Annotated in this window: 7 protein-coding genes; 6 read left to right on the plus strand and 1 reads right to left on the minus strand. The window is 42.3% G+C overall.

All coding sequences use genetic code 11. The annotated features are described in order from the left end of the window. Positions 1-120 precede the first annotated feature (120 nt). Genes LKX84_RS06270 through LKX84_RS06295 form a run of 6 tightly spaced genes read left to right on the plus strand, consistent with a single transcriptional unit; the run spans position 121 to position 13,118 of the window. Positions 121-3,432 (plus strand): VCBS repeat-containing protein, encoded by a 3,312-nt coding sequence (locus LKX84_RS06270; protein WP_228236282.1) that lies wholly within the window; start codon positions 121-123, stop codon positions 3,430-3,432. Continuing rightward, on the plus strand, positions 3,429-6,776 hold the full coding sequence (locus LKX84_RS06275) for a VCBS repeat-containing protein (protein WP_228236283.1): 3,348 nt from the start codon (positions 3,429-3,431) through the stop codon (positions 6,774-6,776). Before LKX84_RS06270 ends, LKX84_RS06275 begins: the two co-directional genes overlap by 4 nt. Continuing rightward, positions 6,769-10,005, plus strand: coding sequence for a VCBS repeat-containing protein (locus LKX84_RS06280; RefSeq protein WP_228236284.1), 3,237 nt, complete (start codon positions 6,769-6,771; stop codon positions 10,003-10,005). Before LKX84_RS06275 ends, LKX84_RS06280 begins: the two co-directional genes overlap by 8 nt. Positions 10,006-10,015: 10 nt before the next feature. After that, positions 10,016-11,347 carry a vanadium-dependent haloperoxidase gene (locus LKX84_RS06285; RefSeq protein WP_228236285.1) on the plus strand — a complete coding sequence of 444 codons (1,332 nt, stop codon included), beginning with the start codon at positions 10,016-10,018 and terminating at the stop codon, positions 11,345-11,347. Positions 11,348-11,368: 21 nt separating this feature from the next. Further along, positions 11,369-12,268, plus strand: coding sequence for a GyrI-like domain-containing protein (locus tag LKX84_RS06290; RefSeq protein ID WP_228236286.1), 900 nt, complete (start codon positions 11,369-11,371; stop codon positions 12,266-12,268). Beyond that, complete coding sequence (locus LKX84_RS06295) at positions 12,261-13,118, plus strand: hypothetical protein (protein WP_228236287.1); 858 nt, start codon at positions 12,261-12,263, stop codon at positions 13,116-13,118. The genes LKX84_RS06290 and LKX84_RS06295 overlap by 8 nt, the downstream gene beginning before the upstream one ends. Here the strand turns inward: LKX84_RS06295 and LKX84_RS06300 are convergent. After that, positions 13,115-16,831: a metallophosphoesterase gene (locus LKX84_RS06300; protein WP_228236288.1), complete on the minus strand. Its 3,717-nt coding sequence runs from the start codon at positions 16,829-16,831 to the stop codon at positions 13,115-13,117. The two genes, LKX84_RS06295 and LKX84_RS06300, sit on opposite strands and share 4 nt — an antisense overlap. Between the last annotated feature and the right edge of the window lie 7 nt (positions 16,832-16,838).

Consider the following 16,838-nt stretch of genomic DNA (forward strand, 5'->3'; position numbering starts at 1 on the left):
TCGGTGGCCTTTCTTTATTATGATAATGCTTATTAAGCGTTTATTAATCCTTTTTTTGATAAACATTAATAGTAAGCCTGTTCCCATTCCCTCTAGAAATAAGTATCTTGAACCGCGCTATTGAAAGATAAAATGAGAGGACTCTATCGCTTGGTTTTTGGGATGATCCTAACCCTTATCGGTTGTCAAAAAGCTGGACCAAAAACATTGTTTGATCTGAAAGATTCCCGTGAAACCGGAATCCAGTTCAAAAATGAACTGGTGCAGACCCCAGAACTCAACATTCTCAACTATCTCTATTTTTACAACGGGGCAGGTGTTGCCGCGGGCGACTTTAATGGCGATGGCTTGGTGGACCTCTATTTTACCTCCAACCAAGGTGCTGACAAATTATACCTCAACAAGGGCCATTTCAAGTTTGAAGACATTACTTCCAAAGCACAAATCCAAAACGATTTTGGCTGGACCACCGGCGTTACCCACGTAGATATCAACAACGATGGTCTACTGGACATCTACATCTCCAAAGTGGGCGACCATGGGAAAATCCAAGGTCAAAACCTATTGTACATCAATCAAGGTAATAACAAAGATGGAATCCCGACCTTCAAAGAGGAAGCTGCAAAATACGGCCTTGATTTTATCGGATATTCCACTCAGGCCGCCTTTTTTGATTATGACCTAGATGGTGATCTCGACATGTATCTCATGAACCATTCCGTAAATCCAAATAGATCTTATGGTAAAGGTGCCAAAAGAAAAATGGTGGATTCCATGTCCGGGGACATCCTTTTTAGGAACGATGAAGGATATTACAACAATGTCTCCAAGGAGGCCGGTATCTTTCAAGGAACCATTGGCTATGGTTTGGGACTGGCCATCAGCGACATCAACAACGATGGGTACCCAGACATTTACATTGGCAATGATTTCTTTGAAAACGACTACCTCTACATCAACCAAAAAGATGGCACGTTTAAGGAGACCATCTCCGAAGACGATAAAAAATTAGGCCATACCACTCACTTTTCCATGGGAAATGATATAGCGGACATTAACAATGATGGGCTTTCCGACATCCTTTCCCTTGATATGCTCCCTGAAGACTTGGAAACCTATAAAACTTCCGGGCTTGAATATGCCTATCCGGTGTACCAGCAGTATTTAAAAAATGGTTTTGCCCCGCAGTTCATGCAAAATGCATTGCATTTGAATCTTGACGGGGAAAATTTCGGGGAAATTGCCAACCTTAGCGGCATCGATGCCACAGAATGGTCTTGGGGTGCCCTCTTCGCCGATTTTGATAATGATGGCTTCAAGGATCTATTCATTTCCAACGGTATACAAGGGGTGACCAATGATATGGACTACATCAATTACATATCCAACGAAGAGATACAAAAAACCATTGAAAAAGGACTCACCGACAAGGATATGGAGGTAATCGACCACCTACCTGCTAAAAAAGTCCAGAACTATTTTTATAAGAACAATGGAGAAGCAACTTTTACCAATGTGACCGAAACCTGGGCACCACAAATGACTTCTTTCAGCAACGGTTGCGTCTACGCTGACTTGGACAATGATGGGGATTTGGATGTGGTAGTCAACAATGTGAACCAGGAAGCTTTTTTAATGGAGAACACACTGCCCAAGAGCAACTTTGTCAAAATCAAATTTAAGGGCAGTCCAAAAAACAGATTGGGACTTGGAGCAAAAGCCATTGTCTATTACAAAAACAATAAATCGGTCCAAGAAAATATTGCCACAAGAGGTTTCCTCTCTGCTAAGGATTATACCCTAAATTTTGGAGTCGGGCAAGATTCCATCATCGATTCCATACAGATCATTTGGCCCAGAGGAACATTTGAAACATTACGGAACATCACTTCAAACCAAACCCTTGAAGTTACTCCCACCAATGCTTCAGGAAATTTTTACGCGAACACATCAGAATCATCAACATCGGAATATGTTTTGCTCGAAAATCCGATTGATTTTGTCCACAAAGAATATCCTTCACTGGACTTCGACAGAAATCCGTTGGTGCCTTTTGCCTATTCCAATGAAGGGCCATCCATTGCGGTGATTGATTTCAACAAAGATGGTCACGATGATCTTTTTATTTGTGGCGGCAAGAATCAACCCTCGGCACTTTTTCTTCAAGATGAACAGGGAAATTTTAATTCATTTCAACCTGAATTGTTCGAAAAGGAAGCTATCAGCGAGGATGTTGATCAAGTCTTTTTCGATGCTGATAACGATGGAGATCTTGATCTCATCATTGTTAGCGGTGGTAACGAATTCACCAGAGGCAAACCGCTTCAACCCCGCTTCTATAAAAATGAAAACGGTCAACTTCTATTAGAAGAAAACACATTTGATGGACTGGTTGTGAACGCATCCAAAATAGCTGCTGTTGATATAGATGCCGACGGAGATTTGGATATTTGCATCGCCTCGAACACACCATCCACAGAATTCGGTAAAAAATCTGAACAATTCCTCTTTGAAAATGATGGAAAAGGAAATTTCAAGGAAATAACGGCTTCGTTTGCTCCAGATTTTCAGCACATAGGCAATGTAAAAGACCTTGTTTGGGCCGATTTGGACCACAATGGTTATCCAGACCTGATCGTTGCAGGCCACTGGACCCCTATCACCATCTTTTTGAACGATGGTAAAAAACTAATAGAGCAGAAAAACAACGACCTTCAAAACACGAACGGTTGGTGGAATTGCATTGAACTTGCCGACCTGGACAATGATGGAGACCTGGATATTTTGGCAGGAAACTGGGGATTGAACACCAAATTTCAAGCTTCCGAAGAAAAACCAATCACCTTGTATATCAATGATTTTGATGGTAATGGGTCCATTGAAACAGTGGTGACCCATTTTCACGGGGATAAGGAAACGGCCTTTGCATCAAAAGATGAACTGGCGAAACAAATGCCTTTCCTGAACAAAAAATTCCTGTTCTACAAAGACTTTGCAAAAGCCTCGCTTGAAGAACTTTTTGGCAAAGACAAACTGGACGCATCTGTCAAGCGACAAGTATACGTTTTGGCTACGACATACTTTGTAAATGATGGTCAAGGGAACTTTACTTCCAAAGAACTGCCGTGGTTGGTTCAATCGTCCTCTGTAAACGATATTTACTTGGAAAGAAATGACAAAGAAACGATTAATGAAATATTAATGGTGGGCAATAATTTTGAGATAAGCACCCAACTTGGTAGATTAGACGCTTCGCACGGGTTTTTATTGCAAAATGATGAAAGTGGCAACATAAGCTATACGCAAAGCTTGGGGATTTCTGGTGCTGCCCGAACGATCAAAAAAATAAACGTAAATGGGAAAGAAGGGTTCATCATTGCATTGAACAACGAAGCTCCCATTTTTTTAGTGAAAAAACTGCACAATAAATGAAACTGAAATATGCTGTTACATGCCTTTTGATTCTTGTTGCGTTGGCATGTAAAAACAAGGAGGCCGATAACAAAACCGAAGAGGAGCAAAAAGAAACGCTTTTTACTTTGATGACCCCTGAAGAAACTGGTGTGACTTTCGTTAACAAAGTTGAAAACCAAAAGAATTTCAATATTTTCAAATACCGGAATTTTTATAACGGCGGCGGTGTGGCCATTGGTGACATCAACAATGATGGTTTGCAGGATATCTATTTGACCGGTAACATGGTCGCCAACCGACTTTACCTGAACAAGGGTAATTTTCAGTTTGAAGACATTTCAGAAAGTGCCGGGATCATGGGAAACAAACCTTGGTCTACAGGAGTGGTGATGGTGGACATTAACCAAGACGGTCTGTTGGACATTTATGTTTGCAATGCCGGCAATATGGAAGGTAACAATCACGATAACGATCTGTACATCAATAACGGTGACCTTACCTTTACCGAAAGAGCGGAGGAATACAACCTGGCCAAAACTGGTTTTACCACCCATGCCTCATTCTTTGATTATGACAAGGATGGCGACCTGGATGCCTATATCCTAAACAACAGCAATATTCCCGTAAGTAGCCTTGGTTATGCCGAACAGCGCGACGTACGTGCACAAGATTGGGAAGGTGTGCCGGATATTTTCAAAGGTGTGGGCGATATGCTTTTGCGAAACGATAACGGCAAATTTGTAGACGTTAGCGAAGAAGCCGGGATTTATGGAAGTCTTATTGGGTTCGGCTTGGGCATTTTGGTAACCGATTTCAACGGAGATTTATACCCTGACATTTATGTGTCCAACGATTTTTATGAGCGGGATTACCTCTATATCAATCAAAAAGATGGCACGTTTAAGGAAGAAATCAAGGATTGGACCTCACACCTTAGTCTATCCGCCATGGGTATCGATGTGGCCGACATCAACAACGATGGCCATAACGACATATTTATCACTGATATGCTCCCTGAGAAGGAAAATAGGGTAAAATCTGTCATGGAATTTGAAGGATACAATGTTTTTAACCTTAAACAAGGTAAAGATTTTGGTCAACAATACATCCAGAATACCCTTCAGCTTAACAATGGCAACGGTACTTTTTCAGAAGTGGCCTATTACAGCGGCATTGATGCTACGGACTGGAGTTGGGCAGGATTGATTTTTGACATGGACAACGATGGCCTGAAGGATATTTTTATTACCAACGGTATCAATCACGACCTGACAGACTTGGACTTTGTGGACTTTTTCGCGAACGAGATTGTTCAAAAAATGGCATTGACAGGTAAAAAGGAATCCATTGATTCCATCATCAGTAAAATGCCCATCAAACCGCAACCCAATTTCGCCTACAAGAACAATGGTGATATCTCCTTCAAAAATGCGAACAAGGAATGGGGCTTTGAGCTCCCCTCTCGTTCCAACGGGGCCGCTTACGCCGATTTGGACAATGATGGTGATCTTGATTTGGTGATCAATAACGTGAACACACCTGCCTTTATCTATAAAAACAATTCGGAAACCCAACTGAACAATAACTACATTCAGTTGAAGTTCAAAGGTCCTAAATCCAATATTTTTGCTGTAGGTGCCTTGGCCAAATTTTATTTTGGTGGAAATATCGTGAACCAAGAACTGATCCCTTCGCGAGGATTCCAATCTTCTATGGGTTACGAAATGAACATAGGATTGGGGAAAACCGAAAAATTGGATTCCATTAGGGTAGTCTGGCCCGATGATCTTACCGAGAAATTGGAAAATGTACCCGCCAACCAGGTCATTACCTTTGATCATACCAATGCCAAGGAAACGTACAAACTTCCAAAGGAAAATGCTGTAAAATCGTATTTGAAAGCTTTGGAATCCAGTTCTTTTGTAACACATCAAGAAGACAATTATAATGACTTTGACTACGAAGGACTTATTCATAAAAAACTCTCCCAAGAAGGACCTTCATTGGCCGTTGCCGATATCAATGGTGATGGGAATGAGGATTTCTACATTGGAGGGGCCAAGGGGCAACCGGGAACGCTTTATGTGCATTCCGGAAATGGCAAAGTGGCTTTGAAAAAATTGGCTGCATTTGAATCCGACAAAGATTTTGAGGATGTTGCCGCTGCCTTTTTTGATGCGGATGGCGATGGAGACCAAGACTTGATGGTAGGTTCAGGAGGCAACAATGTTCAGGAGCAACGAACTTACAGGGCTCGTTTATATTTGAACGATGGCAAAGGAAATTTCACAAAATCCCCGAACGAGTTACCGTCCACTTTTAAGAACATATCTACCATTGCCCCCTATGATTTTGATAATGATGGGGATATGGATGTATTTATTGGATCACGCAGTGTTGTAGGTGTTTATGGCCTTTCTCCCGATCATCTTCTTTTGGAAAATATGGGAGATGGTACTTTTACCGATGTTACGGAACGTTTGGGTTACGACCTTAAAAATGCTGGAATGGTCACCGATTCCAAATGGGTGGATGTTGATGGTGACAACAAAAAAGATTTGGTGATCACCGCCGAATGGGACACCCCGAAAATCTACAAAAACACGGGGCGAAGACTGACCAAAATGAACACCTCTTTGGATAGTTTGTATGGATGGTGGAATACAGTGGAAGCAGCGGATCTTGACGGTGATGGTGACCTAGACCTTATTTTGGGCAACCAAGGATTGAACCTACATTACAAGCCCACCGAGTATGCGCCGATGAAAATGTGGATCAACGATTACGACAACAACGGAACCATTGAGCAAATCGTAACCCTTCAAGAAAATGGAGGTGATTATCCCATTCATCAAAAAAGGGAATTGACCGAACAATTGCCCACGCTCAAAAAACAGAACTTGAAGGCTTCGGACTACGCGAACAGGACCATTCATCAATTGTTTCCTGAAGAAGTGATTTCCAAATCCATTGTGAAAAAAGTGGAGACTTCAGCCTCGGTGATCGCCATTAATGAAGGTGGTGGAAAGTTCCGAATCCAAAACTTGCCCCCGAGGGTTCAACTATCCTGTATTTGTGACATCACCTGTACCGATGTGAACAACGATGGAAACTTGGATTTGATCATGGCCGGGAATAATTTCGAGTTCAAACCACAATTTTCAAGATTGGATGCCGGCCAAGGCAACCTTTTGTTAGGGGATGGCAAATTGGGCTTCACTTGGCAAGAATACAACACCAGTGGATTCAAATTGAGGGACGAAGTAAAATATATGGAACAGTTTAAGGACAAAAACGGTAAAACCTTTGTCATAACGGCCATCAACAACAGCAAACCCAAGATTTTTGCCATCAATGAATAGGTTTTGGTCCATATCATTTGCGCTACTCCTTGTGGTTTCGTGCAAAAAGGAAGGTAGCCTTTTTGAAACTCCCGAACCCAAGAACACAGGTATCGAGTTCACCAACACTTTGACCTCAACGGATGATCTCAGCATTCTGGACTATCTCTACTTTTATAACGGTGGTGGTGTTTCCATTGGGGATATCAACAATGATGGGCTGCCAGATATTTTTTTTACCGGAAATCAGGTCAAGAATAAACTATATCTAAACAAGGGCAATTTAAAGTTCGAGGATATTTCTACAACTGCGGGTATCGAGGGCAACAGTACTTGGAATACCGGCACTACCATGGCCGATGTAAACGGGGATGGCCTTTTGGACATTTATGTTTGCGCTGTTGTCGGCATTAACGGGTTCAATGGGTTCAATGAACTGTATATGAACAATGGCGACAACACGTTTACCGAAAGTGCTGCCAAATATGGTCTCGATTTTGATTCCTACAGCTCCAACGCCACTTTTTTTGATTATGATTTGGATGGTGATCTGGACCTTTATTTGCTCAACCATGCCGTGCATACCCAAAATTCCTTTGGACGATTTGATCTTAGGTACGAACGCCGCTATGAAACTGGAGATAAACTATTACGAAATGATGATGGCAAGTTTGTAGATGTAAGCGAAGAGGCCGGAATCTATGGTGGTATCAACGGATACGGTTTGGGATTGGCCATTGCCGATTTTAATCAAGATGGGTACCCCGATATTTATGTGGGCAATGACTTTCATGAGGATGATTACTATTATTTGAATAATGGGGACGGCACGTTTACGGAAAGTCTCAGAAAATATTTTGGGCATACCAGTAGGTTTTCCATGGGTAATGATGTGGCCGATATCAATAATGATGGCCGACCCGATTTTATGTCGTTGGACATGCTGCCCGAAGACGAAGTGGCCTTGAAATCATCCGAAGGCGATGATAACATCCAAACCCAAAAGATGCGGATAGACCGTTTTGGATATCATTATCAATTTACCCGTAACATGCTTTTTGTGAACCAACCGGATGGCAATTTTATGGAAACCGCCTTGATGAGCGGCATAGCCGCCACCGATTGGAGTTGGAGCGCGCTTTTTGCCGATTATGACCTGGATGGCCATCAAGATGTGTTCATTTCCAACGGTATCCCAAAAAGGCCCAATGATCTGGACTTTATCAATTTTGCCTCGAACGATCAAATCCAACAAAAACTGGACAATTCCAAACTTGTTGATGAGAAGGCTTTGGACCTTATGCCTTCAGGAAGTGTACACAATTATGTGTTCCAAGGAAACGAAAACCTCAACTTCAAGGACATGTCCGGCAATTGGATTACCAAGGATACTTTGATTTCCGGTGCAACGGCCATGGCAGATCTGGATGGCGATGGGGATATGGACCTGGTGACCAATAACATCAATCAACCAGCATCTTTGTACATCAACAAGGCCAATAAAAAAGGAACCTATCTTGAACTAAAGTTCAAGTTTGGCGGCAAGAACACTTTTGGAATAGGCACCAAGGTTTTTTCGTATCAAAATGGGGGGCTTCAGTTCAAGGAATTGTTCCCAACTCGGGGATTTCAGGCGTCATCGGAACCCATGATCCATTTTGGGTACGGAAACGTTCAAAAGATAGATTCCATCAAAATTATTTGGCCAGATAGGACTTATCAGGTGATGAAAGATGTTGAGGTGAACCAAACTCTTACCGTGTCACCCGAAAACACCAAACCATTTGATTACAACACGTTACATCAACCTAAAAAACAACTCTTTACTCCTATTGTCAACAATTTGGGATTGGACTTTACCCATGTAGAGGACAACTATACCGACTTTAACCGTGAGAAACTGATTCCGTATCAAGTTTCGGACAGAGGTCCGGCTGTGGCCATTGGTGACCTAAATAATGACGGAAAAGAAGATGTGTATTTTGGAGGTTCCAAATTTGTACCGTCACACATTTACGTGCAACAAGATTCCATTTTTGTTGAGAAGAACTACCCAGTTATCCAAAAAGATTCGGTTAAGGAAATTATTTCAGCAGCCATTGCCGATTTCAACAACGATGGTAAAAATGACCTGTTCGTAACTTCTGGAGGCGGCGACTTTTTTGGTAAATCGGAAGCCCTTTTGGACAATTTTTTCGTTCAGCAGGATTCCACTTTTGTCTCGTTGGATCTACCGCAATTCTTCCAGAATTCTTCTGTAGTGCGTCCGTTCGATTTTGATCAGGATGGCGACTTGGACATTTTTGTAGGAGGTCATACCATTACTGGTCAGTTCGGAGCTGCGGCAACGTCATATATTCTGGAAAACGTCAAGGGATCCTTCCAAATTTTCAAAGGATTTGAAAAGCATTCCAAAGGAATGGTGACAGATGCCCTTTGGAGTGATTTTGACCAAGACGGTCAAACGGATCTGATCTTGGTTGGGGAATGGATGTCGCCCAAATTCCTTAAAAATGATAAGGGCCAATTCAGTTTGGTGAATGAAATAGATTTAAAGGGACTTTGGCAAACCATAGAAGCATTTGATATGGACCATGATGGAGATGTGGATTACCTGCTTGGCAATTGGGGCACCAATACCAAGTTCAAGGCATCTAAGGAATATCCCATGAAGCTATACTTCAATGATTTTGATGAGAATGGACAGACCGAGACGGTCACTGCCATGGAAAAAAATGGGAAGTACTATCCATTGGAGACCTTGGACGGGTTGGCCTCGCAATTGGTTTTCCTTAAAAAGAAATACAACAGCTACAAAGCCTTTGCCGGAAAGACCATGGAGGAACTTTTTGGCAACGATGCCCTAAAAAATTCCACCTTATTGGAGGTCAACACACTTCAGTCTGGATTTTTGAGAAATGACAACGGAAAATTTGTTTTTGTTCCGTTTTCAAATGACCTTCAGGTTGCACCGATCATGGCGTTCCTAGTGGACGATTTTGATGGGGATGGCCAACAAGAAGCCTTAGTTGGCGGCAATTATTTCGGTGTAAAACCGTATCACGGGCGTTTGGACTCCTTTCCAGGTGCCCTGATCAAAAATGAAAAAGAAGTGGTCCTAGGCAATGTTTTGGGTCTGGATTTCACGAAGAAATCCATCCGACACCTAAAAACCATCACCCTGAACGGACAAAAATATCTATTATCAGTATTCAACAACGACAAAGCACAAGTCTATAAAATTAATTAATCAAGAGGCCATGAAAGTAAAAGTTAGTTTAATCGCATTCGTACTATTGGTACTGACCTCCTGTCAAAAGAAGGAAGAACCCATTGTAATCACTGCAGAGGAATTCCACCAATCTGTGGACAAGGTCATTGAAGTAATGATCCACGACATCTTCTCCCCTCCGGTTGCCAGTAGGATATTTGCCTATCCCAACATTGCCGCATACGAGATCATTGCCAAAAAAGATGGCCCATACAAATCTTTGGCCGGGCAAGTAACGGGATTGACCAGTATACCAGACCCAAAAAACAAGGAAAATGTAAATTATGATCTTGCAGCCCTTGTGGCCCATATAGATCTGAGCAAAAGGTTGATTTTCTCTGAAGAAAAAATCGAGAGTTACCGTGACAGCCTATACAATGTTTGGATGAACCAAAACGAGGCCGAATTCAATGCCTCAAAAGAATACGGATTGGAAGTTGCCGATTTCATTGCTGGTTGGATGAGCAAGGACAATTACAAGGAAACCCGTACAATGCCCAAGTTTACCGTAGATTCGGACGACCCCACCCGTTGGCAACCTACTCCACCAGCCTATATGAATGGAATTGAACCCCATTGGAGCAAGATCAGGCCATTTGCAATTGATTCATCGGCTCAGTTTAAGCCCATTCCACCTCCCGCTTTTTCAATGGACAAGGATTCCCAGTTTTACAAGGAGGTTATGGAAGTGTACGAAGTTAAAAAATCCATGGTCGGTAAAGGGGACAAATCCGATGAGATTGCCATAGCCCAATTTTGGGATTGTAACCCATATGTTTCCGTGACCAGGGGCCACTTGATGTTCGCCACCAAAAAAATCACCCCTGGGGCACACTGGATCGGCATCGCCAAGATTGCGTGCCGAAAAACGGAATCCGATTTTAGCAAAACCGTTTATGCCTATACCAAAACATCCATCGCCATTGCCGATGGTTTCATCAGTTGTTGGGATGAAAAATACCGTAGCAACCTCATTCGCCCAGAAACGGTGATCAATGAGTATATTGATGATAGCTGGGAACCAGTTCTTCAAACGCCTCCGTTTCCAGAATATACCAGTGGTCACAGTGTGGTATCCGGTGCGGCTTCAACAGCGTTGACAAGTGTTTTTGGCGACGGCTTTGCCTTCGATGACGACACCGAGGTACCTTACGGCCTTCCAATCCGTTCCTTTACCTCCTTCAACCAAGCGGCGGATGAAGCTGCCATAAGCAGAATGTATGGTGGTATCCACTATCGCGCAGCTATTGAAGTTGGGATCCAACAAGGAAGAAACCTTGGAAAATTTATTGTGGACAAATTGGACATGACAAAGAGCTAATAGTTATTTTTGGCCTCTGGTATGAGGAAGATTTTATCAATTATCATTGCGCTTTTTTTGGTATCCATGGTCTGGTACCTGTTTTTAAAACCACAGGATTATCAGGTGAGTTTTACAGCAAAAACCAACCCGGGCACTGTCTATGAGACTGTTAAGGCATGGAACCAAGGTTTGGACAGTGTCGTCCCTATTGATTTTGAAAGTACGGAGCATTTTTACCAAACGCTTGTCGTGAACGACTCTGTTCATAAATATGAATGGAAAGTTACTCCGGTAAATGATACGTTGAGTCAGGTCGATGTGAACATCACCGATCCGGATCATTCCATGGACAACAAATGGAAGATTATTTTTTCAGATACTGATTTTGCCATTGGAGCTCGTAAGACTCTCCTCGATTTCAATGATTTCTTAAGCTATCATTTGAAGTCATTCAAGGTTTCCATTGAAGGCAATTCGGAATTATTTTCCTCCTACTGTGCCTGTGTTACCTTGAATACTACCCCAGAGAACAAGGCCAAGGGTATGATGGCGGAATACAATTTCCTGAATACCGTATTACTGGAAAATAGCGTTCAATTGAACGGTCCCCCATTTGTTGAAATTCTGGATTGGGACCAAAAGAAAAATTCGCTCCAATTTAATTTTTGCAACCCTATTATTCGATCGGAAAAACTGCCGAACCATCCAGATCTGACCTACAAACGCATTTTTCCAAAGAAGGCATTGAAGGCTATCTACAATGGTAACTACATCACTTCGGATCGTGCTTGGTATTTTTTGTTGGATTACGCCAAAAAGAACAACATTCCCGTTGAAGAAAAACCAATCGAGGTATTCTACAACAACCCCAATATGGGTGGCAATGAATTGGAATGGAAGACCGAGGTGTTCATGCCGTTAAAGGAATCCGATGAATAAGATTGCCCTTATTTTCCTAGTGATCATGACACAGGCTTGTGCCCAAAAGGAGCCACAGGGCAGTTTACAGCCTCTGGGGAAATTTTCCAAAAAACTAAAGGAAGTCTCAGGAATGGAAACCACCTCAAACGGAAATCTTTGGGTAATTGAGGATAGCGGGAACGCAGACAACATTTACGAGGTAAACCAAAAAGGAGAGACCATTCGATCCAAAAAAATAGCCCACGCCAAAAATGTGGATTGGGAAGACTTGACCACTGACATAGATGGCAATCTTTACATTGGGGATTTTGGCAACAACAGTAATCTACGAAAGGATCTTACCATTTATAAGATTACCCAAAAGCAGCTGGACAAAAAAGAACCCAAGGCCGAAAAAATAGCATTTCGATATCCGCAACAAAACGGATTTCCACCGGAAAAGGATAGTCTATATTTTGATACCGAAGGGTTCATCCATTGGCAAGGCTATTTGTACATTTTCACTAAAAATAGAACACGTCCTTATGATGGAAAGACCTTGGTCTATCGGGTTCCCGATCAGGAAGGTTCTTATGAGGCAGAATTGCTGGATGCCCTTTTTCTTTGTGACGACCAAAATCGGTGTTCCGTTACCAGTGCGGATATCTCACCTGATGGAAAAACCATTGCCCTGTTAAGCTATGGACAAGTATTTTTGGTGACAGGATATGATCTTCCAACCTTCACCAAAGCAGTGATCACGACCATTGACCTATTCTGTTCCACTCAAATTGAATCTGTTTGTTTTTTGGACAACAAAACTTTATTAGTGGCAGATGAGCAGAATGTATTTGGTGGTAGAGGATTGTATTCTTATACTTTGGATTAGAATCCAAAACCTACCTGAAAGGCAAACCGCATTCCATCCGAACTATTGAAAAGTCCGAAATTGGCAGTTAGGATATCGGCGCCGTTCAAGAAAAATCCGCCTCCATAAGAATTATGCCATTTATCCGATGTATCCCCAGGAAACCAAACCCTACCATAATCAAATCCACCATACATTCCAGGTGTTACAGGTAGCACCCCAGTGTGTCTTCCCCTAAAACTATAACGCAAGTCCGTATTTTGATAAAAAGCGGTTTTTCCTGTAAAGCGTTGGTATCTATAGCCTCTCAATCCATTATTCCCGCCGATGGATGCTGCCTGATAAAATTCATAATCGTCACCTAACATAAAATGGGCCTTTGCTTTGGAAGCCAGTACCAATCTGCCATTTGCCACCAATTTATGGTCCATGGAAAAACTGGGAATGACATATCCGAAGGACCTTCCCGATTGTTCCACATTGGTTTTGAAACCACCGTTAAGCGCAAAGCCCATTCCCAAGGTCGGAAATGCCTCATTATCCGAATTGGAATAACTGTATTCGCCATCCACACCCAAAAAACTCTGATGGTTTTCCTCACCATTTTCCAGATAAAACAGATTGATGAAACGATCTTGGGTTTCCTCCACTTCAATACTTTCATAAGAAACACCGAGCCGTATTTTAGATTCCAAATACCCTCTCCAAATTAAAGATGGCGCAATGCTGATGGTTCTCATGCGAACCCTGTTAAAATCCAGACCAAGGGGCTGCTCATCGTCATCATTGATGGTTTCATTACCAAAACCAAAAAAGTTAAGGGTGAAATTAGGACTAGTAAATCTCGCCTTCAATTCTAAATTCACATTATTAAAAACATGGGCAAACTCGCCTTTGTAGCCCAAATCAAAACCATTGGTGGCAAAATAATAGGCGGCATTGAACACATGTTGTTGGGTAAATGGATTTTGACGGAAACCATTAAAAGTATAGGTATCGGTCAGGCCAATTCTAAAACCATCATCAGGGTTGGCCCCTATTGTGGGCAACAATTGATTGCTACTGGCCTTGATCTTTAAAAATTGATAGGTATTGGTATCGTAGTCGTTGACCAAGTTAATGTTTCCACCATAGGCTTCATCCAAGGTATTCTTTTTGGATTTGAAATCGTAGGCGTAGGCGTTCCGAGACCTTTCCGAAATCTTGTACACATCATTGTTTTGACCTCCCACCAATCGCAGGATTATCCTTGAAGATTCCGTGTTTACATCAAAAACATCATCATCATCCAATCCATAGATCCATACTTCCTTGGTAAAATTTGGATCATACTCCTTATTGAAGAACAGGTCTTCCTTCTCTCCCCCTTTAATTCGATACCCGCTTACCTCAACGCCACCATTGGGAAGGGAAACAATTTGAAAATAGTCGTCTTTATCCGTACCCGTGACCACGCTGAACTTGTTCAAAACGGCAAAATAGTCTTCCGCCGTTTCCACCAAATGGTCCTTTCTGACCAACAAAACTTTCTTGATATTCGCAACGGTCTCATCTCTGACTTCCTCTGGGAAATTCAGAAACGCCTCATCAATGACCTTTTCAGTTAAATGTTGCTGGATGAATTTTGCCTCTTCGACCCACATGTCCAAATCTGATTCGGACAACAAGGCCATATCCAAGGCAAAGGTTCTTGGAGAGGATGTAAACCCCTTTACGCTTCTGATTTTTTCATGGAATCCTTCAAAAATACGGAGTGCCGGAACCGCTTTAGATCCGAAGGTCATGATCAATCCATCGCCCCATTGTGAAAACACCTGATCCCTGTCCCTAGGTATCGGTTTAAAAACTCTTTTTCCATCCTCGGTCTTGAATTCCGCCCATCGCCACTGATCTACATGGCGGTCCCAATCTCCCAATAAAATATCAAAAAGGCGGGCTTTCACGTATTCCTTTTGATCGATACTGTATTCCTCGTCCTCCCTCAATTTATTGATCAGGTCATACGTGCTTTCAATTTTTTTGGACTTGCCAAAACTTGCCAAATCATCATGGTCGTCGGAAACGTGCTCCTCTATCATGTAGAGTCCATTGCCAAAATCGGCATTGTATTCGCCCAAAACCGATTGCTTGGGAACATAATACAATTTCGGATTGGTGTGATAGATCCCGACAGCGTCCGAAAGTGTACCCACTGTAAAAGGGGCATACGGATGGGCACCTGTATACAAATCGAGTAACAGCTTTTCAGTATAGGTTCCCTCAAATTGCCCGATAATGTACTGATCTTGGAACGCAATGGCCTGAAGGTAGCGTTCGGCACTTTTTCGAAGGTCCCGCATCACGTATTCCCTACCCTTGTTATCAGCCAATCGAAGGGAATTGGACTGGTTCCCTCCACCTTTCCGTATCACTTTCAAACCTCCGAACAAGGTATCCAAAAGCACTGTAGGGGCCTTAACTTCGGTTCCATAATATTTTCGGTACCGTTCCCCCCAAAGCCATTTATGAAAACTACTTTTTGCAATTTCTTCCTGAGTATAAATGGAAGCCGTTTTATAGGCAGGAAAATCTTTGGATATGGAAACTTGAGCCGTTGAACGATCCGGGGGTAATACTTGGGTTTGGAACAACAAAGTATTGGCGGTAGCATCGGCTCCATAGAAAGATACTTCAGAAGAACCATCTTTGTACACGTTTAAAATGGCATAACCGCCTCTTCCCGTTGAAAATTTACTGCCGTTCAATAGTCGGGTTGAGCCTGTTTTGGAACCAGCTCCGCTCACAATCTGGGGTTTTCCCGATTCTTCAATATATTGAAGGGTATGCTCATGACCAGACACAAAAACCACCTTGTCCGAATATTGGGAAAGCGTAAGCACACGCTTTTTCAGTTCATTGTATTTTTTGTTGGATAGATCTTCAATAGAGGCCCCTGAGGTTTTCCTCAACAGGTTTGCCGCAGAACCTAGGATTGGCAAAGGTATTTTCCCTCCTGTTGGATAAAGCCCCTGTTCAAACGAAAATTGACCACCGTGCTCCCCATAGGTAAACATGGGATGATGCATGGCAATCACTATGGTTTTATCCAGATTCTTTTTGATCAAGCTTTCCAATTCCTCAAAAAATCGTCCCCGATCTTTGATCTCACAGTTATCGTTCATGGTCGGGTGCTTGTCCCAATCGGTCAGGTACCATTCCGTATCAATGGCAATGACCAAAATATCCTCATTGATCTCAATATCCTCAATCGGACAACCATTTTCTGGTTTAAAGACATTTTTGTCGTCCAATACTTTTTGAATATACTTTTCTTCCCTTTCCAATCCTTCTAGACCGTTGCTATACCAATCGTGGTTGCCAGGTATGAACATGACATTGCCTTTGAAAGATTTCAAAGTTGCCAATTGGGCATCCAAGTAGTGTTTGGATCGTTTATAGCCTTCGGGATCATCATCCTTGTCCACAAAACCAGCTGGGTAAATATTGTCGCCTAAAAAAAGGACCGTACTTTTTTCATCGGCCTTATCCAGAACGGACTTGAATTGTTTTAGGGTCGGATTTAAATCGCCTTCGGGAGATAATCCGGCATCCCCTATCAAGTAAAAGGTATGGTCGATTTCCTTGCTTGTAGAAGAAGAAATTTGGACAGAATTGGGCTCGGCATACTTGGCCTCATAGGTGGCGCAACCATATCCCAAAACCAGTAAGAGTATCAAAAAGTAATGTTTCTTCATATCCTAT

Origin of the sequence: Allomuricauda sp. M10 (assembly GCF_020782875.1) — a bacterium.
Taxonomy (GTDB): domain Bacteria; phylum Bacteroidota; class Bacteroidia; order Flavobacteriales; family Flavobacteriaceae; genus Flagellimonas.

What these genes read in the sequence shown, in the direction of transcription:
- LKX84_RS06275 (WP_228236283.1), top strand. Translation starts at nt 3,429, where the DNA reads ATGAAACTGAAATATGCTGTTACATGCCTTTTGATTCTTGTTGCGTTG.
- LKX84_RS06280 (WP_228236284.1), top strand. Translation starts at nt 6,769, where the DNA reads ATGAATAGGTTTTGGTCCATATCATTTGCGCTACTCCTTGTGGTTTCG.
- LKX84_RS06285 (WP_228236285.1), top strand. Translation starts at nt 10,016, where the DNA reads ATGAAAGTAAAAGTTAGTTTAATCGCATTCGTACTATTGGTACTGACC.
- LKX84_RS06290 (WP_228236286.1), top strand. Translation starts at nt 11,369, where the DNA reads ATGAGGAAGATTTTATCAATTATCATTGCGCTTTTTTTGGTATCCATG.
- LKX84_RS06295 (WP_228236287.1), top strand. Translation starts at nt 12,261, where the DNA reads ATGAATAAGATTGCCCTTATTTTCCTAGTGATCATGACACAGGCTTGT.
- LKX84_RS06300 (WP_228236288.1), bottom strand. Translation starts at nt 16,831, where the DNA reads ATGAAGAAACATTACTTTTTGATACTCTTACTGGTTTTGGGATATGGT.